General features: G+C 76.2%; 13 protein-coding genes. 7 read left to right on the top strand and 6 right to left on the bottom strand.

The features are described from left to right. Positions 1-19: 19 nt before the first annotated feature. The 3 genes from ACFWOG_RS13780 to ACFWOG_RS13770 form a co-directional block, all read right to left on the bottom strand. Positions 20-883 (bottom strand): thermonuclease family protein, encoded by an 864-nt coding sequence (locus ACFWOG_RS13780; RefSeq protein WP_329950925.1) that lies wholly within the window; start codon positions 881-883, stop codon positions 20-22. A 340-nt stretch (positions 884-1,223) separates the two neighbouring features. Beyond that, positions 1,224-2,135, bottom strand: coding sequence for a hypothetical protein (locus ACFWOG_RS13775; protein ID WP_380358031.1), 912 nt, complete (start codon positions 2,133-2,135; stop codon positions 1,224-1,226). Between the two features lie 234 nt (positions 2,136-2,369). Continuing rightward, the gene (locus ACFWOG_RS13770; RefSeq protein WP_329950923.1) at positions 2,370-3,260 is read right to left on the bottom strand and encodes a LysR substrate-binding domain-containing protein; all 891 of its coding nucleotides are present in this window, start codon (positions 3,258-3,260) and stop codon (positions 2,370-2,372) included. A 116-nt stretch (positions 3,261-3,376) separates the two neighbouring features. On the opposite strand from ACFWOG_RS13770, the gene ACFWOG_RS13765 reads away from it, so the two are divergent. The 3 genes from ACFWOG_RS13765 to ACFWOG_RS13755 all read left to right on the top strand — a co-directional run bounded on the left by ACFWOG_RS13765 (position 3,377) and on the right by ACFWOG_RS13755 (position 6,684). Continuing rightward, a complete protein-coding gene (locus tag ACFWOG_RS13765) occupies positions 3,377-4,375 on the top strand; it encodes a DMT family transporter (RefSeq protein ID WP_380358027.1) in 999 nt (332 codons plus the stop codon). Positions 4,376-4,708: 333 nt separating this feature from the next. Further along, complete coding sequence (locus ACFWOG_RS13760; RefSeq protein WP_380358034.1) at positions 4,709-6,031, top strand: sensor domain-containing protein; 1,323 nt, start codon at positions 4,709-4,711, stop codon at positions 6,029-6,031. After that, positions 6,019-6,684 (top strand): response regulator transcription factor, encoded by a 666-nt coding sequence (locus tag ACFWOG_RS13755; RefSeq protein ID WP_329950921.1) that lies wholly within the window; start codon positions 6,019-6,021, stop codon positions 6,682-6,684. Before ACFWOG_RS13760 ends, ACFWOG_RS13755 begins: the two co-directional genes overlap by 13 nt. Before the next feature lie 260 nt (positions 6,685-6,944). On the opposite strand, the gene ACFWOG_RS13750 is transcribed toward ACFWOG_RS13755, so the two are convergent. The 3 genes from ACFWOG_RS13750 to ACFWOG_RS13740 all read right to left on the bottom strand — a co-directional run bounded on the left by ACFWOG_RS13750 (position 6,945) and on the right by ACFWOG_RS13740 (position 10,058). Continuing rightward, the gene (locus ACFWOG_RS13750) at positions 6,945-7,403 is read right to left on the bottom strand and encodes a GyrI-like domain-containing protein (RefSeq protein ID WP_380358025.1); all 459 of its coding nucleotides are present in this window, start codon (positions 7,401-7,403) and stop codon (positions 6,945-6,947) included. Between the two features lie 76 nt (positions 7,404-7,479). Beyond that, entirely contained in the window at positions 7,480-8,733 is a 1,254-nt protein-coding gene (locus tag ACFWOG_RS13745; RefSeq protein WP_380358022.1) for a glycosyltransferase family 4 protein, read from the bottom strand. Then, a complete protein-coding gene (locus ACFWOG_RS13740; RefSeq protein WP_380358019.1) occupies positions 8,730-10,058 on the bottom strand; it encodes a glycosyltransferase 87 family protein in 1,329 nt (442 codons plus the stop codon). Before ACFWOG_RS13740 ends, ACFWOG_RS13745 begins: the two co-directional genes overlap by 4 nt. Positions 10,059-10,548: 490 nt before the next feature. Here ACFWOG_RS13740 and ACFWOG_RS13735 point away from each other — a divergent pair, with 490 nt between their 5' ends. From ACFWOG_RS13735 to ACFWOG_RS13720, 4 genes are all read left to right on the top strand, one after another. Next, the gene (locus ACFWOG_RS13735; protein ID WP_380358016.1) at positions 10,549-11,646 is read left to right on the top strand and encodes a GNAT family N-acetyltransferase; all 1,098 of its coding nucleotides are present in this window, start codon (positions 10,549-10,551) and stop codon (positions 11,644-11,646) included. Positions 11,647-11,699: 53 nt separating this feature from the next. Further along, positions 11,700-12,488: an aminotransferase class IV gene (locus tag ACFWOG_RS13730; protein ID WP_329950916.1), complete on the top strand. Its 789-nt coding sequence runs from the start codon at positions 11,700-11,702 to the stop codon at positions 12,486-12,488. A 309-nt stretch (positions 12,489-12,797) separates the two neighbouring features. After that, positions 12,798-13,595, top strand: a complete 798-nt coding sequence (locus ACFWOG_RS13725) for an ABC transporter ATP-binding protein (protein WP_329878367.1) — start codon at positions 12,798-12,800, stop codon at positions 13,593-13,595. Continuing rightward, a complete protein-coding gene (locus tag ACFWOG_RS13720; RefSeq protein WP_380358011.1) occupies positions 13,592-16,156 on the top strand; it encodes an FtsX-like permease family protein in 2,565 nt (854 codons plus the stop codon). Before ACFWOG_RS13725 ends, ACFWOG_RS13720 begins: the two co-directional genes overlap by 4 nt. Positions 16,157-16,452: the final 296 nt, after the last annotated feature.

Genomic DNA, 16,452 nt, shown 5'->3' with positions numbered 1-16,452 from the left:
GCGCCGGGGCGGCGCCCGCTCAGCCCTCGCTGAAGACGAGGTCCTCGACCTCGACGGTCATCCGCACGGCGTTGCCGTCGAGGACCTGGACCAGCGGCTCGAGGCTCAGCTCGGTCCGGTCGGTCGGGATGACCTTGACCTCGTCCTGCGCCCCGGCGAGGAAGGCGGGGAGGCAGGTGAGGGAGGTCCCGACCAGGTTGAAGTGGTCGACCAGCCGCCGGAACAGCTTGGGCAGCAGCACCAGGCCGGTGAGCGCCTCCATGGTGGGGATGACCGCGCCGGTGGCGGAGGTGGTGACGTCGTCCCGCCAGAGTCCCTTCTTCTCCGTGCGGGCCTGGTGGGCGACGGTGGTCAGTTCGGTGCGGAGGTCCGCGAAGAGCTTGCTGTAGAAGGTGGGGTAGGCCAGCCCCCTGGAGAGCAGGTCGTGGTTGGCGGTGGTCCGCAGCAGCGGGACGTCCATCTGGACCTGGCTGCCGTCGGCGCCGGGCGGGGCGCCGACGCCGACCAGGGCGACGCAGCGGCCGAGGTTGTCGGCGCCGAGGGTGGCGATCCAGCCGGGCGTGGTGGCGGGAGTGGCGGCGACGACCTTCTCGCCCTCGTGCTGGACGTGGCTGAAGCCGAGGAAGGCGAGCAGCGCGTCCCGGGCGGCGTGGGCGAACTCGTGCGGCTGGCTGACCTCGGGGCCGGTCCGGTCGTAGTGGGTCTCCAGGGCGTCCACGGCGTCGAGCCGCAGTCTGGTCTCGCCGGTGGCGGCGCTGTGCTTGACCGGACAGCCGGGGAGCCGGTCCCAGGCCTTCGGATCGAGCGGGACGAAGCGGACGGTGTCGCCGTCCGGCTCGGAACCGATGATCTTGAACGAGCCGTGGACCAGGAGCATCGTCATGGCAGCCTCTTCGTGGTGGCGACGGAGGCCGCCCGCCCGGTCGGGGGTGCCGGTCCGTGGGGGTCCGTCACGGCCGGTGCGGCCCCGGTGGTGGGAGGCGGCGGGGTGGCGCCACTGTAGGTTCGTGTCCGATCCGGTTCAATCACCCCCGGCGTTCCCCGTTCGGCGCGTCGCCGGTCCGGCGCGCGACCCGGTGGGGGCTGTCGTGCGGTGCTCCCCGGCGCGGGGGACGGGAACGCCCCGGTGCCGGGGGGATCGGCACCGGGGCGTTCTCCGGTCGGGCGGTCAGTGGGGCCGTGGGTCAGCCGGTCGGTCGGTCATTCGGATCGGTGTCGGACGGTCAGGAGGCGGTGAGTCGGCCCGCCGGGCCGCCGATCCGGTTCCACGTGGTGCCGTTGAGCCACTGGAAGACGCCGCCGCGGTCGGGGGACAGGGCGAAGATCCGGCCGACGCCGTCGATCACGAACTCGGCGCCCGGTCCGCCGATCCGGGCCCAGCCGGAGCCGGAGCCGAAGGACCGGTAGGCGTCGCCGGTGGTGGGGTTGGTGGCGATCAGGGTGTTGCCGCCGCCGGCGGTGATGGTGGCGGCGGGGCCGCCGACCTGGGTCCAGGAGGTGCCGCCGTTCCACTGGAAGACGGCACTGCCGTCGGGGGTGAGTCCGAAGATCCGGCCGGAGCCGTCGACGGCGAACTGGCGCCCGGGCCCGCCGATCCGGGACCAGTCGAAGGCCGCCCCGTTGTACCGGTAGGCGTCGCCGGTGGTGGGGTTGGTGGCGATCAGGGTGTTGCCGCCTCCGGCGGTGATGGTGGCGGCGGGGCCGCCGACCTGGGTCCAGGAGGTGCCGCCGTTCCACTGGAAGACGCCGCTGCCGTCGGGGGACAGGCCGTAGATGCGGCCGGAGCCGTCGATCGCGAACTGGCGTCCGGGGCCGCCGATCCGGGACCACGCGGCGCCGTCGTAGCGGTAGAGGTCCCCGGTGGTGGGGTTGGTGGCGGCCAGGACGCCGCCGCCGCTCACGACGGTGCCCGCCGGGCCGCCGACCTGGATCCAGGCGGATCCGTTCCACTGGTGGACCCCGGCGCCGCCGGGCGAGAGCGCGGCGAGCAGCGGGGAGGCCGCGACCGCGGCGGCTGCGGCTGGTGCGGCGGCTGCGACCGGTGCGGGGGAGAGCCCGGCGGCCTGCGCCGGGAGGGTGGCCAGCGTGCCGCCGAGGACGACGGCGGCGCCGGTGAGGAGGAGCTTGCGGGTCATGGCGCGGAGGTTCATCGGAGTACCTGCCTTCGGGTGAGGTGCGGGTACGTGCGGAGAGAGACCACGGCCGGCGGGGATGTGGCGCCCCGCCTTGACCGTTCAGCGCGAACATGCCACGGCCATCCTCGCCCGCGGTCCCCCCGCATGTCGTACGACGAAATGCGGATTCCGTTCGGGCGGCTCCTGCGGTACAAGCGACTCAGCATCAAGTCACTTGCGGTGACGCGTAGTTGGTCAGGACGGGCGGGCCTCGATCCGCTCGGCGCGGACGGCGGTCAGCAGGCCCGCGACCGCCGGGGACCACGGTCGACCGGTCGGACCGGTGAGTGTGAGCGTCCGGTGCACGGCGGGCCGGATCGGGACGAGCACGCAGTCCGCCGGAAGCATCGGCTGCGCCAGCGAGGGCATCACCGAGACGCCCACGCCCGCGTGCACCATGCCGATCAGCGTGTTGAGGTCCCGGATCCGGTGCCGGGGTGCGAACCGGACGCCCGCCCGGCGGTACGCCTCCCGGATCTGGCGTTCGCAACCGCCCTCGGAGAGCAGGAAGTCGTCGTCCTCCAGCTCGGCCACGTCCACGGTGTCCTCCCCCGCCAGCGGATGGTCGCGACGGAGCAGCGCGTGCATGGCGTCCGAGCCGAGCGTGACCGCGCCCGGCGGCACCTGGGTCGTGTCGATCAGGACCGCCGCGTCCACGGTGCCCGCCTCCAGCCAGGCGGTCAGTTCGTCGTCCTCGCCCTCGAAGACCCGCACGGTCAGCCGCGGGTGCGCGGCCCGCCAGTCGTGCAGCAGCCCCGGCAGCAGCCCCTGGCAGACGGTCGTGGGCGCAGCCAGCCGGACCGTTCCGGTGAGCCCGCCCGAGTGGCGGGCGGCGATCGTGCGGACGGCCGCCGCGGAGGCGACCGCCGTCCGGGCGTGCGGCAGGATCCGTTCGCCCAGCGGGGTCGGCCGGGCCGGTGCGGCCCGGTGCAGCACGGGCGCGCCCAGGACCCGTTCCAGGGCCGCCACCGCGTGCGAGACCGCGGACTGGCTGATGCCCAGCTCGGCCGCCGCCGCCCCGAAGCCGCCCGCGTCGGCCACCGCGACCAGCGCCCTGAGCTGGGCCAGGTTCACCTCGGGGGTCATGAGACTTCCTCATCTGCTGCGCACCTTGACTTGTTGGACTCATGGTCCGCCGACGAGCCACCCTCTGTCCACGCGGTCGGCCGGGGACACCCGGTCGGGGCGGCGAGGAAGGGCGGGTGGTCCGGGTGCGGCAGCGCTGGTGGCCGGGGTTCGTTGCACTGTCGGCGATCTGGGGCGCGAGCTTCGCGTTGATCAAGGTGGCCGTCGACGCGGGCGTGCCGCCGGTCTGGGTGGCCTGCTGGCGATGCCTCCTCGGCGCCGCGGCACTCTGGGCGATCCTCGCCGTCCGCCGGGAGGCCGCCCCGCGCTCGCTCGCCACCTGGGGTCACTCCGCGGTGGCGGCCGTCCTGCTGAACGCGGCGCCGTTCGTCCTCTTCTCCTACGGCGAGACGCGGGTCAGCTCGGTGCTGGCCGGCGTGCTGAACGCCACCACCCCGCTGTTCACCCTGCTCTTCGCGGTCGCCACCGTCGCCGGGGAACGCCGCCCCGGCCCGCGCCGGCTCGCCGGCCTCGGCCTCGGCTTCGCCGGGGTGCTCACCGTCCTGGGCGTCTGGCGCGGCGCCGGCGCCGGTTCCGTCGACGCGGTCGGCGGTCTGGCCTGCCTGGCCGCCGCCTGCTGTTACGGCGCCGGGTTCGCCTACCTGCGGCGCCACCTCGCGGCCCGCCCGGAGTCGGCGACCGCCCTGTCCGCCGTGCAGATCGCCTGCGGTGGTGCCGAACTGCTCCTGGTCGCACCCTTCGTCGCCGGTGCCCCGCACTGGCCCGGCGCCGGACCGGCCGCCGCCCTGCTGGTGCTCGGCGCCCTCGGCACCGGAGTGGCCTACATCCTCAGCCTCAACCTGGTCCGCACGGCGGGCACCGCCGTGGCCGCCGCCGTCACCTACGTGACCCCGCTCTGGTCGACGGCGCTCGGGGCCCTCCTGCTCGCGGAGCCGGTCGGCTGGAACGCGTTGTTCGGCGGGCTCGCCGTGATCGCCGCGGTCGCCCTCACCCGGCCCCCGGCCCCCGCCGGGGCGGGGGCGGGCGGTGAGGCCGGCGGCGGGGCAGGTGGCGGGGACGGTCGGAGCCGCCGGGGCTTCCCGAGCCGCCGGAAGGCGCGTCAGCCGGTCGGTTAGGGTGGGTTGATGGGCAAGGGGCGGGCAGGTGACGGAGGCCGTACGAGCACGGCCCTTCGTGGCGGGTACCCGGGTGGCGCCGCACCGGACGCGCCTGCGTCGGACTTCCCGGTGCCGGACGCCGTGACGGCGGACGCCCCAGCGCCGGACGCCCCGACGGCGGACGCCGCGACGGCGGACGACTCCGCGCCGGGTACGTCCGGTGTGGTCGAGGCCGCGCCGGCCGCCGGGCGCGCGGGTGGGCCCCTCCGCGCCGGGCTCGCGGCGAACGAGCCCCCGGCCGACGGCCCCGAACCGCCGTCGCCGTCGCCGCCCGTCGCCGTCTGGGCCGCGCTGCGCGCCCGACCGCTCCGCTTCCCGTTCACGCCCCACACGGTGCGCTGCTGGGCCTACCTGGTCGGCGGCGCCCTGATCGGGCTGCTGACGACGGTGCTCCTCGTCGTCCTCGCACTGCTCGGACTCGCCCTCTCCGTGGCCGGCATCGGCCTGCCGCTGCTGCTCGCCGTCGCCCTCGCCGGCCTGCCCGCCGGCGCCCTCGAACGCCGCCGGCTCCGGCTGGTCGAACCGAACGCCGTGCCGGACCCGCACCGCGCGCTGCCCGGCGCCGGCCGTCGCGCCCGGCTGCGGACCCGTCTGCGCGAGCGCGCGACCTGGCGCGAACTCGCCCACACCGCGCTGGTCGGTCCGGTGCTCACCGCCGCCGGACTCGGCCTGACCGCCCTGCTGGTGTTCTCCGCGGCCCTGGTCGTCAGCCCGGTCGTGGTGTGGGCGCTCGCCCCCGAGACCGTCATGCTGATCCCCGGCCATGCCGTCCCGGGGCCGCTCCACGCGCTCCCGGCGACCGGGGCCGGCCTCGTCGGCCTGCTGCTCGGCTCCTACGCCGGCGCGCTGCTGACCACCGCCCACGTCCGGCTGGCCCGGTTGCTGCTCGGCCCGCGGGAGGAGGACCTCGGTCGCCAGGTCGTCGAACTGACCCGCTCCCGGGCCCGGTTGGCCGACGCCTTCGAGGCCGAGCGGCGCCGCATCGAGCGCGACCTGCACGACGGTGCCCAGCAGCAGCTCGTCGCCCTCACCATGACGCTCGGCCTCGCCGCCCACGAACTGCGCGAGCGGGCCCACCCGCCGGGTGCGGGGGCCGACGAGCGCGACGGCCGGGCGGGTGGACCGGGAGGCCGGACCGACGAGGACCCGGCCGCCGTGCTCGTCGACCGTGCCCGGGCCGAGGCCCGGCTGGCGCTGGAACAGCTGCGCGACCTGGTCCGCGGCATCCACCCCCAGGTGCTCACCGACCACGGGCTCGCCGCGGCCGTCGCCGAGATCGCGCTGCGCCACCCGGTCCCCGTCGAGGTCGACCTCGACCTGCCCGGCCGGCTGCCCGGCCCGGTCGAGAGCACCGCCTACTTCACGGTCACCGAGGCCCTCACCAACGCCGCCAAACACAGCGGTGCCACCGCCGTCAGCGTCCACGGACGGGTCGCGGACGGCCGGCTGGTGGTCCAGGTGACCGACGACGGCCGCGGCGGAGCCGACCCGGCCGCCGGGGCCGGGCTCCAGGGACTGGCCGACCGGGTCGCGATCCTGAGAGGACGACTCATGGTGACCAGCCCGACCGGCGGGCCGACCAGGCTCCGGCTGGAGGTGCCGTGCTCCGGCTAGTCATCGCCGAGGACGCCGTCCTGCTCCGGGCCGGCCTCGTCGAACTGCTCACCCGGGGCGGCCACCGGGTGGTCGCCGCCGTCGGCGACGCGGCCGCGCTCGCCGACGCCGTGGACGCCGAACGGCCGGACGCCGTCGTCACCGACGTCCGGATGCCACCCGGCTTCCACGACGAGGGACTCCGCGCCGCCCTGGAACTCCGCGAGCGCCACACCGACCTGCCCGTCCTGGTCCTCTCCCAGTACGTGGCCACCCCGTACGCCACCCGGCTGCTCGGTGCCGCGGGCGCGCAGCAGGCCGGGCTCGGCTACCTCCTCAAGGACCGGGTCGGCGACGTCGGCGACTTCCTGGACGCGCTGCGCCGGGTGGCCGCCGGTGAGACGGTGATCGACCCGGAGGTGGTCCGCGTCCTGCTCCGGGGCCGTTCCGCGGACCGGCCGCTCGGCCGGCTCACCCCGCGCGAGCGCGAGGTGCTGGGGCTGATGGCGGAGGGCCTGAACAACCAGGCCCTCGGCGCCCGGCTGAACATCACCGAGGCCTCGGTGGTCAAGCACTGCGGGAACATCTTCATGAAGCTGGACCTCGACCCGGCCGAGGGCAACCGGCGCGTCCTCGCCGTCCTGGCCCACCTCGCCGATCAGCGCGGCGAGTAGCCGCCGGACGTCCCGGGGCCGGGTCACCACCCGCTGACGCTCTCCGGTCTCCTGGCACGTGGCCGAGCCGGAGACCGGCCACCGGCCGATGTTCTCCCAGCCGCGCGAACCGGCCTGCGTCCTGCGGGAAGCCGCCGCCCCCTGAATGCGGACTCCCGGGCCCGACGAGCGGCGACGGGCGCCTGCCCCGTAGCCTTTCGATTGAATTTCCCCGGGGGGGGGGTGGGTAATTCACGGCCGTGCGAAGAAACCGGCTCGTCTCAGCAGGGGAGGACGGGAACGCAGATCTCGCACAGGTGAGCGTCGAGCATCTGTGGACGGTACCGTTCGACAATCGGCCGCCCGGGGTCCGGACTGAAACCCGCACCTGTCAGTGCGTGGAACAGTCCGGCCCAGGCGCGTGACAACCCCTCGGGGGTGTGCGGGACGACCAGGACCGCGTGACGGCCGCCGGCCAGTCGGGCCTCCTCGACCTCGCCGTGCGGGACCCCGGCGTCCTGCGGAAGGACGAGGCACGCGTCGTACCTGCAGTTCTGCGGCGTCGTCCGCGCGGGGTCGTCCCGGGCGATCCCCAGGACGACCGAGTCGGCCCGGAACAGGCCGTTGGTGGTGGCCCATTCCTTGAGCCTTTCCATCGGGGCGGCATTTCCGGGCCCGTACGGGCCGACGTGCCTCAGGTAGGCGATCCGGAATTCCGGAATGTCCTCCACGGTGAACACGACGTCCCCTCCGTTCGATCGGCGTGAATCGAACAGTAGCAAGGTATAAAATCCCTTCCGGTCGATATTTCAAAAGTCATCGCTCGGGAGTGCCCGGCCCGCTACTCCCGAGCCGGTTGCCGGTTGCCGGTTGCCGGTCGCCGGTCGCCGGCGTGGGCCTCGGAGTCGAGGGGGACGCGTCGGGGTCGAGGAGGGCGGCCAGCCGCTGGGCGGTGGTCTCCCAGGACCACTGTTCCCGGACCCACCGGCGACCGGCCTCGCCCGTCCGCGCGCGCTCGGCGGCGGGCGTCCGGAGTATGCGGACGATCGCCTCGGCGACGGCGGTGTCGTCGCGGCCGTCGACGACGGTGCCGGTGACGCCGTCGAGGACGGCGTCCGGTGCACCGCCGGAGCGGCCCGCGACGACGGGGAGTCCGGAGGCCGCCGCCTCCAGGAAGACGATGCCGAGACCCTCCGCCTCCAGACCGGCCCGGCGGGTGCGGCACGGCATCGCGAAGACGTCGGCCGCCGCGTAGTGGGCGGGCGTCTGCGCGTGCTCCCGGCCGCCGGTGAACACGACCGAGCCCGGCTCGGTGTGCCGCCGCGCGAGGTCGCGCAGCCGCTGTTCGTCCGGGCCGCGGCCGACCAGCACCAGGGTGGCGCCGGGGACGGCCCGCCGGATCTGCGGGAGCGCGCGGATCAGGGAGTCCTGACCCTTGCGCGGGACCAGCCGGGCCACACAGAGGATCACCGGCCCGGTGGGACCGCCGCCCCGCTGCTCCCGCCACAGTGCGGACGACTCGTCGGACGGCCGCCCGGGCCGCGGCCGGAACAGGTCGGCGTCGACGCCGGGCACGAGCCGTTCCAGCCGGGCCGCGGGTCCGAGCGCGGGGGCGATCCGCTCGCGGGTGTACGGACCGAGGTAGGTGACGACGTCGACGCTGTCACCGATCCGCCGCAGCAGTCGACGGGCCCCCGGGGTGCGCGCCCACCAGATCTCGTGGCCGTGCGTGGTGGCGACGGTCCGCCGGATTCCCGGCGCTCGGCGGCGGAGCCCGGGCGTCATCGCGGCGAGCGGGGCCGCGGCGCCGAACCAGACCCGGTCGCAGCCGTACGCCCGGGCGATCTCGGCGGCCCGGCGGGTGACCCGCCCGGTCGGCAGCAGCGTCCGGGACCGGTCGCGGATCACCGGGAACGGCAGTGCGGCGTCGTGGTGGGCGGAGCCCGGTTCGTCCGAGGTGTAGACGACGACCTCGCCGCCGGGCAGCCGGGTGGCCATGGCGTGGACGAAGGTCTCGATGCCGCCCTGTCGGGGCGGGAAGTCGTTGGTGACGATGAGGGTGCTGGTCATGGGGTGGTGACGACCTCGGTTCGGGGGAAGGCGGTGGCGGTGGCGGTGGCGGTGGCGGTGGTGCGGGCCGGGGCGCGGGCCGGTTGCCGGGGGCGGGCGGGCACCGGGGTGGTGGGGCGGCGCGGCGCGGGACGGACGCACCCGCCCGCCCGCGGCGGCGGGGCGAGGAGAGCAGGGGCACGTACGGACGGGGCGGGCACGGCGGGCACGGCGGTGGCGGTGCGGGCACGGTCGGCCCCGGGGCGGTCGCGCGCGGACAGCCTGGCGAGGAGGACGAGGAGCGCGGGCAGCGCGAGGTAGCCGAACCGTCCGGCGGGCGCCAGCAGGAAGGCCAGGCCGAGTCCGAGTGCCAGCCGGTTGGCTGCGCCGGTGGCGTCCCGGGGCGGGCGGAGCGCGAGCGACGCGGCGACCGCGAGTCCGGCGAGCAGGAGCAGGGTGAGGGAGGTGTACCACCCGGCCGGGCCGAGGTCGGCGAGGATCCGGCCGGGCAGGGGGCTGCTCGCGGGCGTGGGCAGCCCGCCGCGCCCGGTGGGGAAGGCGAACACCTGCTGCACCAGCGGTCCGGGCGCGCGCAGTGCACCGGGCAGGACGATCGCGGCCGTGCCGGCCACGGCGGTGGCCGTCGCGCGCACCGCCGCCCGCCGTCCGGCGGTGGCGGCCAGCAGGGCGGCGACCACGGCGACCGCCGGCCAGGCCGTCCACTTGAGCGTGCAGGCCAGGGCGAGGGCCGCTCCGGCGCCGAGAGGGCGGGCCCGGCCGGCCAGGGCGAGCGCCAGGCAGCAGAGTCCGGTGAGTGGCAGGTCGACCCCACTGACGCAGAGCGGCAGCGCGACCGGCGGCGAGGCGATCAGCGCCGCGACCTGCGTGCCGACCTGCGGGCCGACCGGGCCGACGGCAGGCCCCGAAGCCAGAACAGGTCCGCCCCGATGCCGACGCCGATGCTCACGCCGCAGCCGCAGCCGCAGCCGCAGCCGGGTCCGGTGCGGTCCGACGGCCGCGACCAGGCAGCCGAAGAACGCGGCGGCACACCACACCCGTGCGTCGCCGAGCATCCGGACCGGCCACCCGTCCGATCCGAGCAGCGCGCGAGGCAGCCCGAACAGCGCCATGCCGGGCAGGTACGGCGTGTACTCGGCGACCGTGTGCGGCTCGGCCAGGTACGGCGTGCCGTGCCGGAGCAGCAGTTCGCCCGACCGTTCGATGACGGTGACCTCGCTCTGCCCCTGCCCGGTGGCGACCAGGACGAACAGCGGTACGGCGATCGCGCCGGCGAGCGCGACGGCCGCCGCGCAGCGGGACGCCCACCGCCGGGGCAGCACCAGCACGGCAACCGCCGCCGCCAGGTATCCCGTTGCGGCGTGCAGTCCCCAACTCCGGTGCGGTCCCAGCCCGGAGACGAGCGGGAACGCCCCGGCCCAGCCGGCCGCGACCAGCCATCCGCCGCACCACAGCAGCCGTCGCCCGCCGGGGGAGCGGTGGCGGTGACGGTCGTGGCGGTGGCGGTCGTGGAGACGAGGTCGATCGTGAGGGCGGGGAGGGCTCGGACGGCTTCGACGGGCGCGGTGAATCAGCACCACTTCATTGCAGCGGCGCAGGTCGGCGAGGTCATGAGGGCCAGGTCGAGTCCTGTGGTCGGGTTTCCCCTACCACGGTCGGGCGCGCGGGGAGGGCCGCGCGCAGGCCGGACGGTGGGATCGTGCACGGGTGGGGTCCGCCCTTTCGCGAGGTGTTCCGAACAAGTGAATTCGTACCCGACCTGACGTTCGGTGTCCATGGAATTACGCTCGGTGCCGTCCGGTCGCTATCGTGGACGGCGTGGTGAGGTCCTGGGATGCGGCGGTGGAACGGGCGCAGGCGCGGCTGGAGGCGGCGCCCGGGGTGCGGGCGGTGGGGGAGGGCGAGGGGCGGCGGTTCGCGCTCTGGGACCTCGCGTCGCGCGCCGAGGGGGAGTTGGGCGAGCAGGTGGATCCGGAGGCGATCGGTCCGGCGGAGGAACGCGCCCTGCGACAGCGGCTCGGAGAGAGCGGGCGCGAGTGGCCGGACGGTGAGCTGTACCGCCGCCGCTACTGGTTGACCGGCGCCGCCGGGACCGCCGACCCCGTGGGCGGAGCGGCCGACGCCACCGGTGCCGTGGCCGGCGCCCCGGTCGGCACCGTCGCCGTCGACAACTGGACGAAGGGGCCCGGGCAGTTGGCCGTCTCCTCGCTCTACCTGCGCCCCGCCGCGCGTGGGCGCGGCCTCGCCGCGACGGTGCTCGACCAGCTCTACCGGGCCGCCACGGCCGAGGGCCTGCCCGGCTACCGCCTGGAGGCGCACTGGACGTGGCAGCACGCCGTCCGGTACTACCTGCGCCGCGGTCTCTGGGTGGTCTCCTGGAAGCACGCCGTCGGCCTGGCGCGGCTGCCCCAACTGCCGCCCTACAGGGTGCGGGAGGAGGAGGACCGGCTGGTCCTGCTGGTCGCGGACGGGGCGCCGGGCCCCGGTGGCGGCTGGACCCCGCTGCTCACCGCCGGCCGCGAGGGCCGCTGGCTGCGGCTGGACGAGACCACGGACTACCGCCGGGCGGACGGCTGGGTGCGCGACTTCGCCCGCTCCACGCTCGCCCTGCACCTGGCGCTCGCCGGACGCCCGCTGGTGCGCGGCCCGCAGTGGTGGGCGGAGGCGTGGCGGTGGTCGGACGCGGGGGAGCCGGAAGGGCTCGCGTACCGGATCGAGCACGTCGAGCGGTCGGCGCGCGACGGCGGCCGGCCGGTCACGACCCCCTACCGTCCGATCCTGGCCGGCCCGGGCGGCGGCCCGGGCGGCAGGCAGGTCCGTGAGCAGGCCCACGACCAAGGCCGAGATCAGGGCCGCGATCAGGGCCGCGACCGGACCGGCGACCGGAGGGGGGAGCCCGGCGATCCCGCGCGATGACCTCGCCGCGCACCGCTCCGCACCCCGGCGGGCCGACCTGGGAAACTCGCCGCATGGCAGAGATCGAGATCGACGGCGCACCCGCCGACCCCGCGCAGCTCGCGGCGCTGGGCCTGCTCAACTACGGGCACTTCACCACGCTGCGCGCCGAGGCGGGCCGCACCCGCGGGCTGACGCTCCACCTGGACCGGCTGGTCCGCGACTGCCGCACGGTGTTCGGGGCCTCCCTGGACCGGGAGCTGGTCCGCGACCGGATCCGGCACGTCCTCCCGGCCGACGGCGCGCCGGTGATCGTCCGGGTCACCGTGTTCGACCCGGCGCTCGGCCTCGAACGCCCGGCCGCGCCGGCCGAACCCCGGCTGCTGGTCACCACCCGCCCGGCGCCGGCCGGCCCGCCCGGCCCGCTGCGGGTCCGCACCGCCGTGTACCGGCGCGAGTTGCCGGGAGTGAAGCACGTCGGCCTGTTCGGGCTGCTCCATCACCGCAGGCTGGCCCAACTGGCCGGTTTCGACGATGCGCTGCTGGTCGACGAGGACGGTCGGATCACCGAGGGCGCCACCTGGAACCTCGCCCTCCACGACGGCCGTGACCTGGTCCGACCGGACGCCGCCGCCCTGCCCGGCGTCACCGAGGCACTGCTGGCCGGCGCGTACGGCGGCCCGCAGCGGCGCGAGCCCGTCGCACCGTCCGGGCTGGACCGCTTCGTCGCCGCCGTCGCCGTCAACGCGGGCGTCGGGGTCCGCCCGGTCGCGGCGATCGACGGCACCCGGTTCGACCCGGCCCACCCCGCCGTCGCCGAACTCCGCGCCGCGTACGAGGGCATCGACGGCGAGCGGATCTGACGAGGAGGCCCGAGGGGGAGGGTCCGAGGAGAGAGCCCGGGGAGGAGATCCGCCCGAGAGGCCGGACGGCGAGGCCCGACGGCGAGGCCCGACGGAGAGTCCCGGGCGTGCGACCGGCGCCCTGGCGCGACCGCGCCCGCACGCGGGCCGTCGTCCGGCGGCGGCGGGGAGGGCTGGCGCCACCCGGAGAGCGCGCCGGGGGATAACCCCACCCCCCGTCCGCCAGCGGCCTCCATGGTCCGCCGCGCCGCGTCTTCCTAGCCTGGAACACGTCGACGACCAGCGACGATCCCCGAAGGAAGGCCCACCATGGCACCCCGCCGCACCCGCCCCCAGCCCGAGCCGTACGGGCGTTCCGACGCCCACGCCGCGATCGAGCTGCGCGGCGTGCGGCGCAGCTACGGCCGGGGCGGCGAGACCGTGCACGCCCTGCGCGGCGTCGACCTCGCCCTCGGCCGCGGTACCTTCACCGCGGTCATGGGCCCGTCCGGCTCGGGCAAGAGCACGTTCCTGCAGTGCGCGGCCGGCCTGGACCGCCCGACCGCCGGCGAGGTCTACCTGGGCGGCGAGGAGATCACCCGGCTGAGCGAGAACCGGCTCACCAAGCTGCGCCGCAGCCGGATCGGCTTCGTCTTCCAGTCCTTCAACCTGCTGCCCTCGCTGACCGTGCTGCAGAACGTCCTGCTCCCGCAGCGCCTCGCCGGTGAGCGCCAGGACCGTTCCCGGGCCAAGGAGTTGCTCGCCCGGGTCGGTCTCGGTGACCACGCCGGGCGCCGGCCGGGGCAGCTCTCCGGCGGTCAGCAGCAGCGGGTGGCGATCGCCCGCGCACTGATCACCGACCCGGACGTGCTCTTCGCGGACGAGCCGACCGGCGCACTGGACACCAGGACCGCGCACGAGGTGCTGGGCCTGCTCCGCGGCGCGGTGGACTCGATGGGTGCCACCGTCGTGATGGTCACCCACGACCCGGTGGCCGCCTCGGTCGCCGACCGGGTGCTCTTCCTGGCCGACGGCGCGCTCGCCGACGAGCTGTACCGGCCGGACCCGCGGACGATCGCCGACCGGATGGTCACGCTGGCCGCGCGCCCGGTGGGGGTGGCGGCATGACCAACGGACTCGCCCGCGCCTCGGTGCGGTTCCGCCCCGCCTCCTTCGTCGGCACCTTCGTCGCGCTGCTGTTCGGCGCGGCCGTCGTGATGGCCTGCGGCACGCTGCTGCAGACCGGCCTCACCGCCTCCGTGCCGGCCGGCCGGTACGCGAGCGCGCCGGTGGTCGTGGCCGCCGACCCGACCGTCACGATCACCTACAAGAGCGCCGAGGACACCGAGACCGAGAGCCAGTCGGTGCCCGAGCGGGCCCGTCTGGACGCGGGGCTGGCGGCCCGGATCGCCGCCCAGCCGGGCGTGGCCGCCGCCCGCCCCGACACCGCCTTCCCGGTGCAGGGCGCCGCCGGCACCCCGCTGGCGGGATCGCCGCTGACCGGCCGGGGCTTCGCCTCGCTCGGCATCACCGGCCCCGCCGACAAGCTGGTCGAGGGCCGCGCCCCCGGCGCCGGCGAGGTCGTCCTGGACGCCGACACGGCGCGCGCCGCCAAGCTGGCGCCCGGGACCACCGTGACGCTCACCGCGCCCGGCGGCAGCGGCAGTTACCGGATCTCCGGCCTCGCCGCCCCGCAGCAGTTCGGCGCCGCGGCGGCCGGGACGCCCACCGCCTGGTTCGCGGACCAGCCGGCCGACCGCCTCTCCGGCCACCCCGGCCGGGTCGACGCCATCGCCGTGCAGCCCCGCGAGGGTGTCGACGCCAAGGCGCTCGCCGCGCAGGTCGAGCAGGCCGTGGGCGACCGGGCGGAGGTGCTGACCGGGGACGACCGCGGCACCGTCGAGCAGCCCGTGCTCGCCGAGGCGCGCACCATGCTGACCGCCCTGGGCGGCTCCTTCGGCGGCACCGCCACCATGACCGCCGTCTTCGTGGTCGTCTCCACCGTCGCCCTGGCCACCGGCCAGCGCGCCCGCGAGTTCGCCCTGCTGCGCGCCATCGGCGCCACCCCGCGGCAGATCCGCCGCACCATCGCCACCGAGGCGATGCTGGTCGCCCCCCTCGCCGGTGCGCTCGGCATCCTGCCCGGACTGGCCCTGGCCCGCTGGTGGTTCGACGAGATGGTGGAGCGCGGCGCCGTCCCGGACTCGGTGGAACTGTCGGTCGGCCCGGTGCCGATGCTGGCAGCCGTCGGCGTCTGCACGCTCGCCGCGCTGGGGGCCGGCTTCGTCGCCGCCCGCGGCCCGGCCCGGATGCGCGCCGGCCAGGCGCTCGGTGCGGCAGCCGTCGAAGCCGGCCGTCCGGGCAAGGTGCGCACCGTGATCGGCCTGCTCTTCGCCGCGGGTGGCGTGTCGCTGGCCGGCCTCGCCTCGGCCCTGAAGGGTTCCGACGCCGCCAACACCGCGCTCGGCGTGGTGATGTGCTTCCTGACCGCCGTCGCGCTGCTCGGCCCCTGGGTGGCCCGGGGCGCGGCCGGGGTGCTCGGTGCCCCGCTGCGGGCCGGCGGCGCGCCAGGCTCGCTGGCCGCCGACAACACGCGGGCCAACGCCCGCCGGCTGGCCTCCGCGATCACGCCGATCGCCATGGTCACCGCCTTCTGCGGCACCCTGCTCTTCCTGCAGACCACGATCAGCCACGAGACCGGTGAGCAGGTGCGCAGCGGCATCACCGCCGACCACGTGCTCGCGTCGACGGGCCCGGGCCTGCCCGCCGGCACCGCCGAGCAGGCGGCGAAGGTGCCCGGTGTGGAGGCGGCGGTCGGCGTCCTGCGCACCGGTGTCCTCTACCGCAGCGGGCAGACGGTGCAGACCGCCAACGCGCTGGGTGTCGCCGGTGACCCGGCCCGGCTCCCCCGGGTGCTCGACCTCGGCGTGCACGAGGGCTCGCTGGCCGAGCTCGGCCGCTCGACGGACACCGTCGCGCTCTCCCGGACCATGGCCGACGACCTCGGTGTCAAGGTCGGTGACCGGGTCCCGCTCTGGCTCGGTGACGGTACGGAGGCGAAGCCGCTGCTGGTCGCCACCTACGAGCGCGGGCTCGGCTTCGGGCAGGCGCTGCTGCCCCGGGCGGCCGTCGCGGAGCACGTGACCGCCGGCTACGACAGCCAGGTGCTGGTCACGGACGCGCCGGACGCCGACCGGGCCGCGGTCGCGAAGCAGCTGGCCGGGGTGGGCGGCGGGACGGCTCTGCTCGTCACCGACCGGGCCGGGTTCGTCGCCCAGGCCGACAAGGCGCAGGAGCTCGGCGCCTGGGCGAACACCGTGATGGCGGGGGTGCTGGGCGGGTTCGCGGCGGTCACGGCCGCCAACACCCTGGTGATGACGGTGCTGGACCGGCGCCGCGAGATCGCGCTGCTGCGGTTGGCGGGGACGACCCGGCGGCAGGTGCGCGGCATGATGCGCTGGGAGGCGCTGCTGGTCGCCGCGACCGGCCTGGTGGTCGGCGGTGCGATCGCCTGGACCACCCTGGTGCCGGTCACCCGGGGCATCGCCGGCGCGGCGCCGCACGTCCCGGTCGGGACGGCGCTGCCGCTGGGGGGCGCGGCGGTGCTGCTCTGCCTCGCCGCGACCGCCCTGCCGGCCCGGGCCCTGCTGCGGACCCGTCCGGTGGCGATGGGCGGCGGCCGGCAGTAGGGACGGCGAGGAGGGGACCGGTCCGGTCCCAGCAGGCCGGGCGGGGAAGGCCAGGCGGGAAAGGCCGTCCCGGGGGAGGTCGTCCCGGGGGAGGGAACGGCCTGGGGAAGGACCGGAGCTCCGGCTCCGCAGGGGGCGTGAACGGGCGGTGCGCGCGGGTCTGGCGCACCGCCCGTTCGGGTGACAAACCCGCGCCGAACAGGCGCCAGAGAGTGGTAGAAGGCCGGAAGGCCCTTGATCCACACCGATCGTGATGTCTGATCAGCTACGCTCACGGCCGCGTCCGTCCGGTGCCG

This window comes from Kitasatospora sp. NPDC058406 (assembly GCF_042722765.1).
GTDB lineage: Bacteria > Actinomycetota > Actinomycetes > Streptomycetales > Streptomycetaceae > Kitasatospora.
This window is presented reverse-complemented; position numbering and strand designations above follow the sequence as displayed.

What these genes read in the sequence shown, in the direction of transcription:
- ACFWOG_RS13720 (WP_380358011.1), top strand. Translation starts at nt 13,592, where the DNA reads ATGACCAACGGACTCGCCCGCGCCTCGGTGCGGTTCCGCCCCGCCTCC.
- ACFWOG_RS13770 (WP_329950923.1), bottom strand. Translation starts at nt 3,260, where the DNA reads ATGACCCCCGAGGTGAACCTGGCCCAGCTCAGGGCGCTGGTCGCGGTG.
- ACFWOG_RS13780 (WP_329950925.1), bottom strand. Translation starts at nt 883, where the DNA reads ATGACGATGCTCCTGGTCCACGGCTCGTTCAAGATCATCGGTTCCGAG.
- ACFWOG_RS13730 (WP_329950916.1), top strand. Translation starts at nt 11,700, where the DNA reads ATGGCAGAGATCGAGATCGACGGCGCACCCGCCGACCCCGCGCAGCTC.
- ACFWOG_RS13725 (WP_329878367.1), top strand. Translation starts at nt 12,798, where the DNA reads ATGGCACCCCGCCGCACCCGCCCCCAGCCCGAGCCGTACGGGCGTTCC.
- ACFWOG_RS13775 (WP_380358031.1), bottom strand. Translation starts at nt 2,135, where the DNA reads ATGACCCGCAAGCTCCTCCTCACCGGCGCCGCCGTCGTCCTCGGCGGC.
- ACFWOG_RS13745 (WP_380358022.1), bottom strand. Translation starts at nt 8,733, where the DNA reads ATGACCAGCACCCTCATCGTCACCAACGACTTCCCGCCCCGACAGGGC.